The organism is Dietzia timorensis (genome assembly GCF_001659785.1).
Classification (GTDB): domain Bacteria; phylum Actinomycetota; class Actinomycetes; order Mycobacteriales; family Mycobacteriaceae; genus Dietzia; species Dietzia timorensis.
The window spans coordinates 3,336,832-3,352,836 of the sequence record NZ_CP015961.1 but is presented as its reverse complement, the minus strand read 5'-3'; the positions used below and the strand labels follow the sequence as shown (position 1 = coordinate 3,352,836).

Genomic DNA, 16,005 nt, shown 5'->3' with positions numbered 1-16,005 from the left:
CTGAACATTGAGATGCACCGGGCGGTCTCAATGTTCCGAACGGATTCCCCATTCTTTACCATGTGGAGACAATCGTAGAGTTCGGATCTTTCTACCTGCGAAAAGTGCGGGGGCATCCGTAGATGCCCCCGCACTTTGGAAAGCCACCCGAGCGATGGCGCGGCCGCGAACTAGAAGTCGGCCTGACCGGTCTGCCATTCCTCCCAGGGGATGTTCCAGTCGCCGTTGGCCCACGGTTCGAGCTCGGGCCCGCCGGTGTTGTGGACCTGGAGCACGTCTCCGGCCACGGCCCAGTCGTAGTAGATCTGGGCATTGGCGGGCGAGAGGTTGAGGCAGCCGTGCGAGGTGTTCTGCACGCCTTGGGCCCAGATGTTGTCGAGGGCGTGCGTGTAGATGCCGTCGTTGGACAGGCGCACGCCGTGCGCGACCGTCGTCTTGTAGCCGCCATTGGCGATCGGGAATCCGTAGGTCTCGGAATCCATCACGACGCTCGGGGACTTGTCGAGCACCGTGTAGGTGCCCTCCGGGGTCCAGAAGTGCATCGATACGCCATTGTGCGTCTCGTAGCCGCCTTTGCCCATGGACGTCGGCAGCTCGCCGACGAGCTCGCCGTTCTCGTACATGCGAAGGATCTTGTCGGAGTCGTCGACGATCGCCTCGCGCTTCGCGCCGATCGTGAAGTTCGCCGTCTGGCGCTCGCCGCCGCCGTACATGCCCTCACCGAGATCGACGCCGGCCACGTCGATGTCCACGGACACGTTGGTGCCCGACGGGTAGTACTCGCGCGGACGCCAGTCCGCCTGGGTCGGGGTGATCCAGTACCAGCTGCCCTCGACGTCGGGGTTGTCGGTCTCGACCTTCATGCGCTCTTCGGCAGCCTTGCGGTCCGTCGGAGCCTGGTCGAAACGGACGGACATCACCAGTCCGACGCCGTATTCGCGATCGCTCTCGATCGACCCACCGCCCGAGGACATCAACGTCGGGGTGGCGATGTAATCGGGGCTGACGACGGTGAAATCGCGCGTCTCGGACTGCGATTCGCCGTCCGCGCCCGCGTAGGTCACCTGGGCGGTGTAGTGCTGGCCGAAGTCGAGCGGGCCGTCGGGGGTCCACGAGGTGTCGTCCTCCGACACCGTTCCGGCGACAGCATTCGGGTCGTCCGCGGGAATGAGATCCGCCGACTCCTCAGCGGTGGTCGACGTCGACTCGGCGTCCTCGCCGCTTTCCTCATCCTCCGGCTGTGCGAGCGACGAGACGTTCGCGGCCGGGGTGGGGCCCGAGTACTCGCCCGGCTGGCTCGGTACCACCACAACCTCTTCGAGCGTGCCGTCCTCGACGGAGATCTCGGCGCCATTCGGCTCGACATCCGCGGCGTCTTCATCGAATGAATAATTGATCGTGGCGGGCGTCGCCTGCTCTTCGGCCTGGTTGTCGCCGTTGCCTCCATCCGTCGGGATGGTGCAGCCTCCAAGGGCAAGGGCGGCGACAGCTGTCATCACGGCCGCTGAATACGTTGCCCGCTGGCGGAGCCTTCTCATCGTGCTAAACCTCTGATCGAAATTGCTCGTTGATAGTTCTGTCGTACTAATCGTGCGTATGTCGTCATGTCGCGCACGTGCCGGGCAAAAGTGTAGGAGCCGCGGACGGAGTCGCCGTTACAGGCGCCCGTGCCCGCTTCCGACATCTGCTTGCCGACAGCGTGGTTCCCGACTTATTCACTTGGATTCCGCGCCGAAAGATAAAGTTCCTTCGCTCCCCATATGGGGCCGACTTGTATATATCCGTGGATGTGCGCAGCGTTTCCTATTGTGCCGTCTCGATCGCCAGTATCCAAGCTCACGGCGCTCGTTCGCCACTCGTTTATACAGTTGTTATCTGCCAATATGAGTATTTACTTATTCAAATGTGGAGTTGCGTCCGGTAATTTCGCATCGACCAGTAGCTAGGGCCGAATGTTACAAAAGTGACGAGTGTGAATAATCACATGCAATCCTTCCCCGGCGACGCGTGCGGGGTGGGAAGGCGGGGTGATCTCACGCCGGATGCCATCTCGAGCGAAAGTGGTAGACCGGGGGCATGTCTCACTACACAATCATCGGCGGCCACGGAAAGATCGCACTGCGAGCCGCCCGGCTGCTCACTGACCACGGCGATTCGGTCACGTCACTCATTCGTAATCCCGACCACGCGGACGACGTCAAGGAGGTCGGGGCGGATCCGACAGTCCTCGATATTGAGAGCGCCGACGTCGCCGCTCTCACCAAGGCCTTCACCGGCACCGACGCGGTGATCTTCTCCGCGGGCGCCGGGGGTGGCAACCCGGACCGCACCTACGCCGTCGACCGGGACGCGGCAATCCGCTCGATGGATGCCGCCCAGGCCGCCGGGGTAGAGCGCTACATCATCGTCTCGTATGACGGCGCCGGGCCGAATCACGGCGTGGACCCCACCGATTCGTTCTATCCGTACGCGCAGGCCAAGGCCGCGGCGGATGAGCACCTGCGGGGAACGGAACTCAAGTGGACGATTCTCGGGCCCGGCAAACTCACGCTCGATGAGCCGACGGATTCGATCGGCATCGGCGAGGACAAGCGGGAGGATCGCAAGACCAGCCGTGGCAACGTCGCCGCGGTCATCGCTGCTTGCCTCCACCGGCCGGACACGGAGAACCGCACGATCGAGTTCTCCGATGGCCCGACCCCCATCGGCGAGGCGCTCACCCGCGAATAGGCAGCGTGGACAGGCGCTCCGCGGCATCCGCGAGGACCTCGGGGCGCTTGCAGAACGCGAAGCGCGTGAGGTGCGACCACGCCCCGGCGCTCCCGGCGTCGACGAACGGGGAGAACGGCACCGCCGCGACGCCGATCTCGCGCGGCATTCTGCGGCATAGCTCCGTCGCATCGGAGTAGCCGAGAGGCCGCGCATCGGCTGCGAGGAAGTACGTCCCCACGCAGTGCGAGACCCCCATGCCGAGCCCGGTGAGCGCCGCATAGAGCTGATCCCGTTGCGCCTGCAGCTGCGCCCGCAATTCGCCGATCCACGCCTGCTCGTGCTCGAGCGCGTGGGCGACCGCGATTTGCAGCGGCGTGCCGGAGCTGAAGCTGAGATATTGCTTGGCCGCCATTGCACCGGCGATCAGGTCCGCGGGCGCTGTGATCCAGCCGATCTTCCAGCCGGTGCAGCTCAGCGATTTTGCGGCGCTCGACACACGCACGGTGCGCTCGCGCATGCCCTCGAAGCGCGCGATGGACCGGTGCCGGGCGCCATCGAACACGAGGTGCTCGTAGACCTCGTCGGAAATGGCGATGATGTCGTGCTCGCGACACTCCGCCGCGATCGCCTCGAGATCCCCATCGGAGAGCACGGCCCCTGTGGGATTGTGCGGGGAATTTACGATGACGGCGGACGTCGCATTCGAACAAGCGGCCGCCAGCGCATCGCGGTCGAGGACGAAGGTCTCGCCGGCCGGAACGAGCGGGACCGTCCGACGTCGTGCCCCCGCAAGATCCACGCAAGCTGCGTAGGAATCGTAATACGGTTCGATCACGACGACCTCCGAGCCGGGCTCGACGAGCCCGAGCAGCGCCGACGCGATGCCCTCGGTCGCGCCGACCGTCACGAGGATCTCCGTGTCCGGATCGTAGGTCAGCCCCTCATCGCGGGAGATCTGCGTGGACACGGCGTTCCGCAGCTCCTGAACGCCTCGGCCGGGCGCGTATTGGTTGTGGCCGCCGGCGGCGATGACGTCGGCCGCCACCTGCAACATCGATTGGGGCCCCTCGGTGTCCGGAAATCCCTGCCCGAGGTTGATCGCCTGATGTGTGCGCGCCGCGTCTGAGACCTCGGCGAAGATCGTCGACGCGTGGGGGAGGAGCCGTTGAACCGTCATGTGGCCCAGTGTAGGGAGAGGACTAGCATCTCTAGACATGGGCAAGGAACACGATGACGTTCGCCGAACGACCACTGCCGCGCCGGACGTGATTCCGGCGCCGTGCACGCGGCGCGCGCTGCTGGCGGGAATTCCGGGCCTGGTGGTCCTCCCCGGCGCGCTGGCCGCCTGCTCGGGCTCGATGTCGCCGCGCGAGGCGCAATCCACCGCCCAGACCTCTGTTTCGGTCCCCGAGACGACGCTGTCCGCCGGTGATGTCCCCGTCGGAGGGGCCACCATCGTCGACGCCGGCGACGAGGGCGGCTCCGTGGTCGTCGCGCAGCCGACCGCCGGCGAATTCGTCGCCTTCTCCGCCGCCTGCACCCACCAGGGCGCGAAGGTCAAGCTCGTCGGAGAGACTTCCTTGCGCTGTCCACTTCACGGTTCCCAGTTCGACGCCACTACCGGCGCGGTCACCAACCCGCCTGCCGAGCGGCCGCTGGATGAGGTCGCGATCCGCGCCGAAGGGGACCAGCTGGTGATCGGGGAGTGAGCGTTCTCGTCGACCTCCTCGACGCCCAACTCCTCATCGCAGGGATTCCGATCCTGTGGCGCGAGATCGTCGGCAATCTCTTCGGCCTCGCCTCGGCTATCGGAGGTATGCGCAGGCAGGTCTGGGCGTGGCCGGTCGGCATCGTGGGCAATGGCTTGCTGCTCACGGTGTTCCTCGGCGGCGTCTTCCACACCCCGCAGAACCTGGACCTGTACGGCCAGGCCGGCCGGCAGATCATGTTCCTCGCCGTCAGCGTCTATGGCTGGTGGACGTGGTCGCTGGGCAAGCGCCGCGCACGCGCGCTCGGTCTCGACTACGCGGGGCAGGAGGCCGTCGTCCCGAAGTGGGCCTCGCGGCGCGAGCGCATCGGCCTCGTCGTCGCGATGCTCGTCGGCACGGCGGCGCTCAGCGTCCTTTTCCGAGCTCTCGGCTCGTGGGGGCCGGTCGCCGACGCGTGGATTTTCATGGGCTCGTTGCTAGCGACCTACGGAATGGCGCGCGGCTGGACAGAATTCTGGCTGCTGTGGCTCGCCGTCGACATCGTCGGCGTGCCGCTCCTCCTCACCGCCGGCTATTACCCGTCGGCGGTGCTCTACATCGTCTACGCCGGCTTCGTGCTCTGGGGCTTTATCGTGTGGTGGCGCGTGGGCCGAAGGTTCCACGCCGCCCGCTCGCTCGCGCCGGACCCATCTCCCGGCGACGCCGTATAGCCGAACACGCGACACACCCGCCTATGACGTCGGAGCCGCCGATCCTCCCCGGCCAGTCACTCCCACGTCGTCGCGTGGAGAACGGCGTCGACTGCCGTGGCCGTACCGGCGGGCCGCAGCTCGTGGCGCAGGGAGAGCACGCGAAGACCGGCCGCCCCGGCCGCGAGGTCTCCGAGCTCCGGGAGCGTCGAGGGGTCCTTGGGCCCGCCCACCCCGCGGCGCAGATTCTCGGCCGCGTGCCCCACGAACAGCAGGTGCCCGCCGGGGGCGAGCCAGCCTGCGGCGCGCGCGATCACCTCGCGGAGCCGCTGCAACGGTAGGTGCACGAACCCGATCACGACGAGCTCCACCGGGCTGCTCGGCGACCACGACAACGCGTCTCCAGCAATCCAGTCGACGTGCCCGGTCCGGCCGTCGTCCGAATCCCGTTCCCGAGCGCTCGAGATAATATCCTCGTCGACGTCGATCGCGTCGACCTGCCATCCCAGGCCGGCGAGCCAGCGCGAGTGGCGGCCGTCGCCGCAACCGAGGTCCACTGCCGTGCCGACGCCGAGCCCAGCCTCCATGGCCGAGGCCACCTCGGCGACAACCGTCGCCGCGGGCGTCGTTCCCCACGGGTCGGGGTGCGCAAGATACTGCTCGTTGGGCACGGAAGGGTTCACCCTCACTCCTTGGTTGTCGTCGAACGCCGAACCTAGCGGCGGATGAGAAAAATCGGGGCCATGTATACGCGAGCGTACTCGCGGGTCTTTTCCGACGAATCGAGGTCCGGTGGGCCATCGGGAAGCAGCACCAGCGATTGCAGGAAGTGCCCGAGCATCGCGCCGAGCGCCCGTGAACGGCCCTGGATTTCCTCGTCGGACAACTGGCGCGAATGAATGTCGGAAGCCCAGGTATTACGCAGGATTCGCGACAGCCATTCGGTGATCACATTGAAGTCCTGGCGGGAATTCTCCATCATCGCCGTCGTGGTGAGGCCGGAGTCGAAACGGATGATCGCCTCGATGTACCGGGATTCGCGGAAGTAGGTCAGCGTGTAATCGAAGATGTCCTCGATGTGCCGGACCGGATCCCATTCGATGGAATCGTAGGGCACGAAGGACTCTTCCACGTCCATGGCGAGCTCTGTGAGTTCCAGAAGGCTGGTGGCGTCCATGATCTGCTGCATGCGTCCGATGCGCCGGTACAGAGTCACCCGGGCGACTCCCGCGGCGGCGGCGATGTCGTCGGCGTTGGTCCCCTTCACTCCGTTGGCGATGAAGACCTCGCGCGCCGATTGCAGGATCGCGATGGTGTCTTCGTCGAACGGAAGGAGCGGATTAGGTCTCATGAACTCAAAAATTACACGAGCGCCCCGGCGGAACTCATTGTCCGTCGGGGCGCTCGGAATGCGGGTGGCGTAAGTTGCTGTACTCAGCGCTGGGGCGGGGTGTTCCCGGGCGGGAAGTAGTAACCGCCGCCCTGCTGGTTACCGTGACCCGGGCCCTGCTGCCCTTGCTGCTGTTGCCCTTGCTGCTGGTGCCAGTTGGGCTGTGGCTGATTACCCGCCTGTGGGTCGGCGTGACGGCCGTAGGTGTCGTTTCCCTGCGGCTGACGATCGGTGATCGCCCGCTGATCGCCCGCGCCCCCGCTCGTCGCCGAGCCTCCCTGGTCTGCGGGGACCTTGTCGAAGATCTCTGGACGCGGCTTCCGCGAACGCTTGTCCGCGGCCGCGGAGTCGGTCTCTTCGGTACTGCGCGCCGCGGCCTCGGCCTGCTTGACTGTCTCGACAATCGTCGGGTCGGTAGATGTGTCGAACCAATCCTCGGGCGGGGTCGCCGCCGCCGGTTCCTCAACAGGCGCAGAGGGTGCCTCGTATCGGAACACGCCCTCCTCGTCCTTCTTTGCCATGGCGCGTGCGAAGGTCTCGAGCGAATCGCCGAACTGCGACGGGATCATCCACATCGTCGCCGCGTCGCCCTTTGCCATCTCGGGGAGGTTCTGGACGTATTGGTAGGCGAGCAACTCCGGGCTCGGTTTCGACGCCTTGATCGACGAGTTGACCTTGGCGATGGCCGCGGCCTCGCCCTCTGCGGTGAGGTAACGTGCTGCGCGCTCACCCTGCGCGCGGAGCATGAGCGACTGCCGCTCTGCCTCAGCAGAGAGGATTGCCGACTGCTTGGCGCCTTCCGCGTCGAGAATCGCGGCCTGCTTTGCGCCCTCGGCGGTCTTGATCGACGCTTCCCGCTGGCCCTCTGCCGTGAGGATCATCGCGCGCTTCTCTCGGTCCGCCTTCATCTGCTTTTCCATCGACTCCTGGATGGACGGCGGTGGATCGATTGAGCGCAGCTCGACGCGCGCGACGCGCAGGCCCCAGCGGCCCGTCTCCGAATCAAGGACACCACGCAGCTGCTTGTTGATCATATCGCGGCTGGTGAGGGTCTGTTCGAGCGTGAGACCACCGACGACGTTACGCAGTGTCGTCGTGGCGAGCTGCTCGACGGCGACGATGTAGTTATTGATCTCGTACACCGCGGCCTTCGGGTCGGTGACCTGGAAGTAGACAACGGTATCGATGGACAGCGTCAGGTTGTCCTCGGTGATCATCGACTGGGGCGGGAACGCGACGACCCGCTCACGCAGGTCGACCTTCGCGCGAATCCGGTCGATAAAAGGGATGAGCAGCGTGAGCTGTCCGTTGACGGTGCGGTGGTAACGGCCGAGCCGTTCGATGACGGCGGCTTCCGCCTGGGGGATCAGCTTGATCGTGCTCGCGACAATGGCCGCGATAAGCACAACCAGGATGACCAGAAACACAAGTGCTGCCATGTTCGGTCCTGTTCTCGTCTCCGCCGCCCGGCGGGGCGGAAGTGGGATGGGTCGCTTATACGGGGATCGTGTGGTTTGTGGCGTGCATTACCGGCTAGTCGATGTATTTCTTGGCGACTATGGCCGTCGCTCCCTCGATCTCGTGGACCCAGACCTTCTCGCCGACGCGGAAGGTTTCCCCTGGGACCAGGGATTTGGCCGTCCATTCGTCCCCGGAGATGGACACGAGACCGGTGGAATTCTGGATTTCCCCGGTGACCTCCGCCTCGCGGCCGGTGAGCGCATCGACATTGGTGTGCGCAGGGTCCCCGGCCAGCATCCGTTTCTTCGCGAACGGCCGGACGACGAAAATGAGCATCAGTGATACCGCGGCGAAGACGATGCCCTGGAGCCACAATGGAGCGCCGAGGGCAGCAGCCCCCGAACCGCCGAGTGCGCCGCCGGCGAGCATGAGCAGGATGAGGTCGCCGCCGATGGTCTCGGCGAAGGCGAGGCCTACTGCTGCGGCTAACCAGATCAAGGCGGGCATGGGTCCCACCCTACCGGCGCCGTTTCGCACATATTATTACGGAAAGGAAACAATCACCGACCACCTGAGCGAATCTGGGACGTTCCGACCGTGTTGTGCAGGAGCGATAAGGCGCTCTGTACAAACTCGGCCCCTCATGTGCACAAAATAACCTTGCGCCTGCGAGAAAAGAACGTAATGGTTAGGAGCCGCCGCCCGATATACTGATCGTGGCAGTGCACTTTCCGTGTCGGACACCACATAAAAGTGTCCGGAGGATTGTGTCTCGACACTGGCGACTATAGGAAGAGTGACGTTAACGATGCCTCTAGATATGATCACCGAAGCCTGGAACGCGATCTTCGATGCCATTCGGCTTCCGCTCGCAGGTTCCATCGACCCGCTCACCGCTTCGATCGACCGCGGCGCAACCCCGTAAGTAAGTCCGGGGCGGCGCTCGCGGCGAGATAAGGACTCTTCGTGACGGCGCTGCCCGGACCCACCCCTGCCGATCTCCTTCCCGATGGCTCGGCCATTCGCCTTGTCGTCTGCGATATGGACGGCACCCTCCTCGGTGCCGATGGCCGGATTTCGCTCCGGACCTGGGAGATGATTCGCGCTATGCGCTCGGCAGGGATCGTTTTCGTGCCCGCCAGCGGTCGCCAGTACGCGACCCTGGCGGACCTTTTCGCCGATATCCACGACGGTCTCACCGTCATCGCGGAGAACGGCACCGTCGTCATGCGCGACGGCGTCGAGATAGCGATCGAACCCCTGCCGGGCGGAGTCGCCGATAGCGTTGTCGACGTGGTCCGCGACCTCGGCAGCGGTACCCCCGAGGGCGGCGAGCGCCGCGGCTGTGGTGCGGTCGTGTGCACACCCCAGATGGCGTACACCGAGCGCGAAGACGAAGACTTCCTCCGCGAGGCGCGCCGCTACTACCACGCGCTCACCACCGTCGCCGATCTCCACGACATCCCGGGCGAACCGGTCAAGGTCGCCATCTTCACCTTCGGCGAGGCGGAGGATTCCGTGGCACCCGCGCTCCGCGCCGCCGGTATCGATTCGCTTGCCGACGTCGTGGTTTCCGGACACCACTGGGTGGACGTGATGCCGCCGAACGTGAACAAGGGAGTCGCGCTCGAGCGCCTGCAGGCGGCGCTCGGGGTGCGAAGGGACGAGACCATGGTGTTCGGCGACTATCTCAACGACCTCGAGATGATGGACTACGCCGAGGCCTCGGTCGCCATGGCGAACGGACACACCGACGTCATCCAGCGGTCTCGTTACGTGGCGCCGCGACATGATCTGGACGGGGTGGCGCAGGTCCTCGAGCACGTGCTCGGGCCGCGGCTCGCGCGCAGGTGAGCGGCTACTGCTGCGGCGATTGGATACGGTGAAGGCGTGGCACTCTTCGGATTCGGACCCCGCTATCGCTCGCCCCTGCCCGACGGGGACGGTGACGATTCGCGCTGGGATCGATCGGCGCGTAGGAAGCGCGCGGGCGGCCAGAAGGAGATGGATCTCGGCACCAAGGCGCTGATCTTCGGGGTGATCGCGATCGTGCTGAGCTGGATGCCGCTGCTCAACATCATCGGCATGGTCGCCGGGCTGATCGCGATCGTGTTCGCCGGGCTCACCCGCGTTCCGAACACGCCGGTCACGGTCCCGCCGAACATGCAGCGATCCAACATCGGCCTCGGTCTGGGCGTCGCCGCGCTCGTGATCTTCGTGGTCTCGACCTACATGCTGCTCAATTAGCTCGGGGAGTTCCAGCGCTCGGCGAGCAGCTCCATCGAACGGATGCGCACCGCCGGATCGTGCGCGTAGGTCGTGGTGATGATCTCGTCCGCTCCCGTGCGCTCGGCGATCTCGTCAAGCGAGGCGACGACCTCGTCCGGGGTGCCCACCGCGCGCACGCGCAGCACCGAATCGAGCATCGCGACCTCCATCGGAGTGGCGACGTCGGAGATATCTGGCAGCGGCTTGGCGAGCTTGGTCTGGCGGCCGCGGCGGATCCCCAGGAACATGCGCTGGGTAGTGGTGAACTGGCGCCATGCCTCCTCCGAGTTCTCCGCGGCGAGCACGTTGACGGCGACCATCACGTGCGGTGCATCGATCCGCGCCGTCGGCGACTCAGTGGAAAAGGTGTCGCGGTAGGTCTTGATCGCCTCCTCGAAACCCTCGGGCTGGAAGTGGCTGGCCACGGAGAAGGGGAGGCCGAGCTGGCCCGCGATGGAGGCGCCGTTGACGGTGGACCCGAGCACCCAGATCGGCACATCGGTTCCTGCGGAGGCGACCGAGCGGACCGGCGTCGAGTGGCCGGTGCCGCGCCCGGAGAACCAGCCCTGCATGTCGTAGATCGCCTGCGCGAAGAGCTTTGGCTCGGGCGAGAAATGGTTGATCAGCTGCGAGGTCATCTGATCGGTGCCGGGGGCGCGGCCGAGGCCGAGATCGATGCGGCCCGGCTCGATCTGCGCGACCGTGCCGAAATCCTCGGCGACCTGCAGCGGCGCGTGGTTCGGGAGCATGATGCCGCCCGAACCCACTCGGATCGTCGATGTGGCGCGCGCTGCCATCGCGATGATGATCGAGGTCGCCGAGCTCGCCACTCCCTCGGTGTTGTGGTGCTCAGCGAACCAGTAGCGAAAGTATCCGGCCCGCTCGGCGGCCGCGGCGGCCTCCATCGACGCGGACAGCGCATGCCGCCCGTCCTCGGACACCCCGACGAGATCCAGCACCGACAACGGCACCCCGTTCCGCGCGCGCTTCGCCGCCTGGGCATAGTCTCCGAGGGGCGAGGGAGCCGCCGAGCCCCCGTCCGGATCCGGTGTATCTGCTGGGGTCTGGGGGTTGGTGGTCTCCGACGTCATAAGTACCGGTTTACACTCTTGAGGTCGGGACCTGGCCCTGAAAGGGGCCGGACACGAAGAAGGGAACGTCGATGACCAGCGCGAATCCGCACCTTTCCGCCGTCCTCGAGCTGCTCGGGCGGACGAGGGAGATCGCCATCGGGTACTTCTACGCCCGCCCGGGTGCGCTCGGCACCGAGGACAAGGGCGGCGAGGCCGGTTTCGATCCGGTGACCCTCGCCGACAGGGAGATCGAGGCAGTACTGCGCGAGGGGATCGAACGGCGGTGGCCAGGCGACCGGATCGTCGGCGAAGAGGAGGGCGAGAGCGGCCGCGCCGACGCGGCACGCTCGTGGTTCGTCGATCCCATCGACGGGACGAAGGCATTCTTCAGCGGGATGACCGGCTGGGGGACGCTGATCGGCGCGGTCGAGGACGGGCGGGCCGTCGCTGGCATCATGGACCAGCCCGTGCTCGGGGAGACATATATCGGGTTCGATGGTTCGGCCGAGGTGATTCGCCGCGGACTCGTCGTCGACTTCGGCGTGCCCGAGCGCGAGAAGCTCGCTGTGTCTACATGTGAAGAGCTGGGCGAGGCGGTCTGCTATTCGACGCACCCGTCTATGTTCGACAGCGGCGAGTGGAACTTCGGGCGGCTCGGCGATTCGGTGCGGCTGCAGCGCTTCGGTGGGGACTGCTATGCCTACTGCCAGCTCGCGGAGGGCCGGGTGGATCTCGTCGTCGAATCTCAGCTGGGCGCGCACGATATCGTCGCGCTCATCCCGATTATCGAAGGCGCCGGGGGTGTGATCGAGGGTCCCGACGGGACGAGCCCGCTCGCGGGTGGCACTGTGGTCGCCGCAGCTACGCCCGAACTCGCTCGGCAAGCGTGGGCGGCGCTGCGGGAATAACTCGGATCAGTCGCCCTCCACCGGATTGAGCGGCATGCCGCGCTTACGGTCGGAGCCGATCTTGGCTGCTATGAGCTGCGGATCGGGAACCTCTACTCCGTCCGGCTTTTCCTGCGCCATCCTGTCGAGCATGCCCTGGAAGACGATCGCGGTGGATTCGGCCAGATACTGGGCGTCCTGCTCGTGGCCCTCGATGAACCACCAGCTGAGCACGCGCGAGAAGTAGCCGACCATGCCGATTCCGCACACCTTGGCCAGCGGATGTTCGTAACCGAGCAGCGAGGAGAGCAGCTCGCTGATGAGATCGCTGAAAGAGTAGCTCGACCCGACGCTGAGGCCCTCTCGGTTGGCCGGCACCGACGTCGCGTCGATGACGACGACATTCGCCCTGTAGGGCTTCTCGGTGAAGAACTCGCTGTAGGCGCGGGTGCCGGCGAGGATGATCGGGTGGATGCTTCCGGGGGAGCGCTTGGCCGCCTCGAGATCGTCGACGGTGACAGCCGAGATCGCGTCGAGAACCCGGGTGCGCGCCTCGTGAACGATGGTGTCATAGAGCGCGTTGAGGATAGTCTCCCGCGAATCGAAGCTCTCATAGAAATAGCGCTCGGACAGGCTCGCCCGCTTACAGATCGCGCGGACGGTGGCCGCCGCGTAGCCCTCGCCCCCGACGATGTCGAAAGCTGCATCGAGGAGCGCCTGATAGCGCTCGCTCTGACGCTCCTCCGAGGTTTTTCCCCCGTAGACGCGAGAGGTCTTCTTCCCGGTCGAATCAGATGAAGCGTCCTGCCCCGAGTCCGCACCCGGTGAATCTGTCATATCTGGCTCCCCATGAATCGAACGAAGACCACTGCTGTCGCGGGCGCGCAACGGCGGTGATCTTGCTCCGAAGTCGGGGAAATGCCGTTCCGCCGACTCCGGTGGCAAGAAAACTTCTCTTTATCTGAATGCTAGCTGTTTTCAATTCCGGATCGGGCAGAAGTGACCGTACTGTTCTGCAAGAATTCACTCTCTTCGGCATGCGGCGCGCTCCATCGAGATGCGCGGCGAGTCGGGGCCGCGGGGCCGCGAGACTCCGCCTGGTGGAATCTGTGCACGTCCCACCGTGTGCTATTGAACTACACTCAATGGGGTTCGGGACGTTGTGTTCGCGCAAGGGAGGGATCCCGTACCGAGTGCGCAACGTCACACCGAGGGAGTGACCTGTAGGTTCAACGGCTTTGCACGTTGCCGCGTACCCCCTCGGCTGGCATGAGGAAATCTGTCGCATAACGTTGATGAGGAAATGAATACCTTTACAGAGGGACCAGGATCCGATTCGAACCCCGCCTCTGGCGGAGGTGAAACACACGATGGCACCGTGTTCCGTCAGCCCGAAGTCGCTGACGGCATACGGATGTGGGAGATCACTCGGGACACCGGAGTGCTCGACGAGAACTCGACCTACGCCTACACGCTGTGGGCGAAGGAATTCGCCGGAACCTCCGTGGTGGCCGAGGTGGAAGGAAAGGTAGTCGGTTTCGTGACCGGCTTCATCCGCCCCTCCGAGCCCGACACGATTTTCGTGTGGCAGGTCGGCGTCGATGCCGACCAGCGCGGGAAGAAGCTCGCGGCGCGCATGCTCCACGATATTCTCGACCGCCTCGATTCCCAGGTCGTGCGATTGCGCACGACGATCAGCCCCGATAACGAGGCCTCCCAGAAGCTCTTCGCTTCCGTGGCGAGGGACCGCGGTAAGGAGCTCGTCCGTGAGGACTACCTCCAGGCCGCAGATCTCGGCGAGGGACACGAGCCTGAAGACCTTTACTCGATCGTCTAGATGAGATTTCGGCGCCGGAGGCGCCACGTTTAATTCGAAGTACGACCACTTCCGCTCTCGGCGCAGGTCGCGACGCGGAAACAAAGAATCCTCACACAGGAGTGATGGTAATGACCGAGAACAACACCGAAACGCCCGAAGACATCGCAGCGGTCCCGGACCATTCCGATGTCGCCATTTTCGGCGAGCGCGAGTCCGAGGTCCGGTCCTACTCGCGGAACTGGCCCGAGGTCTTCGACACCGCCAAGGGCGTGCGCATCACGACCGAGAGTGGCGAGCAGTACCTCGACTTCTTCGGCGGTGCCGGCGCGCTCAACTACGGCCACAACGACGATGACATGAAGGCCGCGCTCCTCGAGCACATCGAGCGCGATGGCATTACGCACTCGCTCGATAAGTTCACCGTCGCCAAGCGTCGTTTCCTGCAGTCGTTCAGCGACAAGATCCTCGAGCCGCGCGGCCTGGACTACAAGGTCATGTTCCCCGGCCCGACGGGCACCAACGCCGTCGAGTCCGCGTTGAAGCTCGCCCGTAAGGTCACCGGCCGCGAGGCGATCCTCAACTTCACCAACTCGTTCCACGGCATGACGCTCGGTTCGCTGTCGGTGACCGGTAACTCCATGAAGCGCGCCGGCGCCGGTATCCCCCTGGTCCACGCCACGCCGATGCCGTACGACAATTACTTCGGCGGCATCACCGAGGACTTCCAGTGGATGGAGCGAGTGCTCGAGGACTCGGGCTCGGGCATCAACCGCCCGGCTGCCGTCATCGTCGAGTGCGTGCAGGGCGAGGGCGGCATCAACGCCGCCCGCGCGGAGTGGCTCAAGGCTCTCTCCGAGCTGTGTAAGCGCCAGGACATCCTGCTCATCATCGATGATGTGCAGATGGGCTGCGGCCGTACCGGCGAGTTCTTCTCCTTCGAGTTCGCTGGCATCAAGCCGGACATCGTCACCCTGTCGAAGTCCATCGGTGGCTACGGCCTGCCGCTGGCGGTCACCCTGTTCCGCAAGGACCTCGACGTGTGGGCTGCCGGAGAGCACAACGGCACCTTCCGTGGCAACAACCTCGCGTTCGCCACCGCCGCCGTGGCGATCGAGAAGTACTGGTCCGACGACAAGCTCCAGAACCACACCCTGGAGAACGGCAAGTGGCTGCGCGAGTTCTTCGGCAAGCTCGTCGAGAAGCACCCCGAGGAGCTCGAGCTCCGTGGCCGCGGAATGGCCTTTGGTATCGCTTTCCTCAAGCGCCCAGAGCTCGCCGAAGAGGCGCTCGCCGAGTGCTTCAACCGCAAGCTGCTCGTCGAGACCGCGGGACCGAACGACGAGGTCATCAAGTTCCTCGCTCCGCTGGTCATCACCCGCGACGAGCTTGAAGAGGGCTCGAAGATCTGCGCCGAGGTCATCGACGAGCTGTTGAGCAAGTAGTTTCGATTGCGGAGGCGGTGCGAATGCGCCACCTCCGACGTCATAACTTCCGATAGACAGATTTTGAGAAGGAGAACCCAGCGATGATCGTACGTACCACCGAGGAAATCACCGGCACCGATCGCGACGTCTCGAACGAGGACAACACGTGGCGCTCCAAGCGCATCGTGCTCGCCGACGATCGCGTGGGCTTCAGCTTCCACGAGACCACGATCCCGGCGGGAACGACCAACGAGTTCCACTACGCCAACCACATCGAAGCCGTGTGGCTGTTCGAGGGCAAGGGCAAGCTCATCGACCTCGACAATAACAAGGAGTACCCGCTCGCCGCAGGCTCGATGTACCTGCTCGACGGGAACGAGAAGCACCAGGTCGTTTGCGAGGAGCAGATGCGCATGATGTGCGTGTTCAACCCGCCGGTTACCGGCCGCGAGGTGCACGACGAGAACGGCGTGTACCCGCTCGTCACGCTCGACGACGAGTAAGAACGCCTAGCGCTTCGGCGCTGCGAGGGGTGGTTGCCCCGGCCCTGTGTGGCTGGGGCAACCACCCTTT

General features: G+C 65.1%; 17 protein-coding genes. 9 read left to right on the top strand and 8 right to left on the bottom strand.

The genetic code is table 11. The annotated features are described in order from the left end of the window. Positions 1-170: 170 nt before the first annotated feature. Positions 171-1,538 carry a L,D-transpeptidase gene (locus tag BJL86_RS15455; RefSeq protein ID WP_082908627.1) on the bottom strand — a complete coding sequence of 456 codons (1,368 nt, stop codon included), beginning with the start codon at positions 1,536-1,538 and terminating at the stop codon, positions 171-173. A gap of 538 nt (positions 1,539-2,076) precedes the next feature. On the opposite strand from BJL86_RS15455, the gene BJL86_RS15450 reads away from it, so the two are divergent. Beyond that, a complete protein-coding gene (locus BJL86_RS15450; protein ID WP_067476421.1) occupies positions 2,077-2,730 on the top strand; it encodes an SDR family oxidoreductase in 654 nt (217 codons plus the stop codon). Here the strand turns inward: BJL86_RS15450 and BJL86_RS15445 are convergent. After that, a complete protein-coding gene (locus tag BJL86_RS15445) occupies positions 2,717-3,889 on the bottom strand; it encodes a pyridoxal phosphate-dependent aminotransferase (RefSeq protein WP_067476418.1) in 1,173 nt (390 codons plus the stop codon). The two genes, BJL86_RS15450 and BJL86_RS15445, sit on opposite strands and share 14 nt — an antisense overlap. 37 nt (positions 3,890-3,926) lie before the next feature. On the opposite strand from BJL86_RS15445, the gene BJL86_RS15440 reads away from it, so the two are divergent. Both BJL86_RS15440 and pnuC read left to right on the top strand, forming a co-directional pair. Then, positions 3,927-4,421 carry a Rieske (2Fe-2S) protein gene (locus tag BJL86_RS15440; RefSeq protein ID WP_082908626.1) on the top strand — a complete coding sequence of 165 codons (495 nt, stop codon included), beginning with the start codon at positions 3,927-3,929 and terminating at the stop codon, positions 4,419-4,421. Further along, positions 4,418-5,131 (top strand): nicotinamide riboside transporter PnuC, encoded by a 714-nt coding sequence (gene pnuC / locus BJL86_RS15435; RefSeq protein WP_067476415.1) that lies wholly within the window; start codon positions 4,418-4,420, stop codon positions 5,129-5,131. Before BJL86_RS15440 ends, pnuC begins: the two co-directional genes overlap by 4 nt. Before the next feature lie 56 nt (positions 5,132-5,187). Here the strand turns inward: pnuC and BJL86_RS15430 are convergent, their stop codons facing one another. The 4 genes from BJL86_RS15430 to BJL86_RS15415 all read right to left on the bottom strand — a co-directional run bounded on the left by BJL86_RS15430 (position 5,188) and on the right by BJL86_RS15415 (position 8,468). Continuing rightward, complete coding sequence (locus BJL86_RS15430; RefSeq protein ID WP_067476410.1) at positions 5,188-5,793, bottom strand: class I SAM-dependent methyltransferase; 606 nt, start codon at positions 5,791-5,793, stop codon at positions 5,188-5,190. A gap of 32 nt (positions 5,794-5,825) precedes the next feature. Further along, positions 5,826-6,461 carry a TetR/AcrR family transcriptional regulator gene (locus BJL86_RS15425; protein ID WP_067476408.1) on the bottom strand — a complete coding sequence of 212 codons (636 nt, stop codon included), beginning with the start codon at positions 6,459-6,461 and terminating at the stop codon, positions 5,826-5,828. Between the two features lie 83 nt (positions 6,462-6,544). Further along, positions 6,545-7,939, bottom strand: coding sequence for an SPFH domain-containing protein (locus BJL86_RS15420; protein ID WP_075845092.1), 1,395 nt, complete (start codon positions 7,937-7,939; stop codon positions 6,545-6,547). A 94-nt stretch (positions 7,940-8,033) separates the two neighbouring features. Further along, positions 8,034-8,468 (bottom strand): NfeD family protein, encoded by a 435-nt coding sequence (locus BJL86_RS15415; RefSeq protein ID WP_067476404.1) that lies wholly within the window; start codon positions 8,466-8,468, stop codon positions 8,034-8,036. A 459-nt stretch (positions 8,469-8,927) separates the two neighbouring features. On the opposite strand from BJL86_RS15415, the gene BJL86_RS15410 reads away from it, so the two are divergent. Next, entirely contained in the window at positions 8,928-9,815 is an 888-nt protein-coding gene (locus tag BJL86_RS15410) for an HAD family hydrolase (protein WP_197487621.1), read from the top strand. 36 nt (positions 9,816-9,851) lie between these two features. After that, on the top strand, positions 9,852-10,208 hold the full coding sequence (locus BJL86_RS15405; protein WP_231887258.1) for a hypothetical protein: 357 nt from the start codon (positions 9,852-9,854) through the stop codon (positions 10,206-10,208). Here BJL86_RS15405 and BJL86_RS15400 read toward each other — a convergent pair. Further along, positions 10,205-11,320: an LLM class flavin-dependent oxidoreductase gene (locus BJL86_RS15400; RefSeq protein WP_082908625.1), complete on the bottom strand. Its 1,116-nt coding sequence runs from the start codon at positions 11,318-11,320 to the stop codon at positions 10,205-10,207. The genes BJL86_RS15405 and BJL86_RS15400 overlap by 4 nt on opposite strands. A gap of 71 nt (positions 11,321-11,391) precedes the next feature. Between BJL86_RS15400 and BJL86_RS15395 the strand changes: the two genes are divergently transcribed. Then, a complete protein-coding gene (locus BJL86_RS15395; protein WP_082908624.1) occupies positions 11,392-12,210 on the top strand; it encodes an inositol monophosphatase family protein in 819 nt (272 codons plus the stop codon). 6 nt (positions 12,211-12,216) lie between these two features. Here BJL86_RS15395 and BJL86_RS15390 read toward each other — a convergent pair whose 3' ends face one another. After that, positions 12,217-13,026, bottom strand: a complete 810-nt coding sequence (locus BJL86_RS15390; protein WP_067476403.1) for a TetR/AcrR family transcriptional regulator — start codon at positions 13,024-13,026, stop codon at positions 12,217-12,219. Between the two features lie 577 nt (positions 13,027-13,603). On the opposite strand from BJL86_RS15390, the gene ectA reads away from it, so the two are divergent. The 3 genes from ectA to BJL86_RS15375 all read left to right on the top strand — a co-directional run bounded on the left by ectA (position 13,604) and on the right by BJL86_RS15375 (position 15,935). Continuing rightward, positions 13,604-14,026, top strand: coding sequence for a diaminobutyrate acetyltransferase (gene ectA, locus BJL86_RS15385; protein WP_231887259.1), 423 nt, complete (start codon positions 13,604-13,606; stop codon positions 14,024-14,026). A 110-nt stretch (positions 14,027-14,136) separates the two neighbouring features. Beyond that, the gene (ectB, locus tag BJL86_RS15380; protein WP_067476402.1) at positions 14,137-15,450 is read left to right on the top strand and encodes a diaminobutyrate--2-oxoglutarate transaminase; all 1,314 of its coding nucleotides are present in this window, start codon (positions 14,137-14,139) and stop codon (positions 15,448-15,450) included. An 83-nt stretch (positions 15,451-15,533) separates the two neighbouring features. Beyond that, positions 15,534-15,935 carry an ectoine synthase gene (locus BJL86_RS15375; protein ID WP_067476395.1) on the top strand — a complete coding sequence of 134 codons (402 nt, stop codon included), beginning with the start codon at positions 15,534-15,536 and terminating at the stop codon, positions 15,933-15,935. The last annotated feature ends 70 nt before the right edge of the window (positions 15,936-16,005 follow it).